The sequence below is a fragment of the Chromobacterium sp. FG22 genome (assembly GCF_057809415.1).
The window spans coordinates 1-372 of sequence record NZ_JBMDJX010000089.1 but is presented as its reverse complement, the minus strand read 5'-3'; the positions used below and the strand labels follow the sequence as shown (position 1 = coordinate 372).

Genomic DNA, 372 nt, shown 5'->3' with positions numbered 1-372 from the left:
TTTCCTGAATCCAGCGCTCGCCGTCCCGCCGCCAGCCTATCCGCAGCGCGTCGTGCCGCTGCGCCACCGCCTGCAGCGCGCCGATCAGCGCTTCGGCGTCGAGCGGGCCGCTCAGGCCCAGATAAGCTCCCTGGCTGAACTGTTGCCAATCCGTGCCCGGCCAATCCAGATACCAGGCCTGGATCGGGCCGGGCCTCACTTCGCCCCTCACCTCGCCCTGCTCCGCCGGCGCGCCGGCTTCTTCCGCCGCGCCGCTTTCCGCCGCCAGCTCGGCAATGGTCGGATAGCGGAACACCTGCTGCGGGCTGATGCGCAAACCCCGCTCCGCCGCCCGCGACGCCATCTGTATGCTCAGGATGGAGTCGCCGCCCA

General features: G+C 70.7%; 1 protein-coding gene. It reads right to left on the bottom strand.

The features are described from left to right. Nucleotides 1-372: phosphopantetheine-binding protein (locus ACODSD_RS24805; protein ID WP_488878614.1), on the bottom strand; the 372-nt coding region annotated here is incomplete at both ends.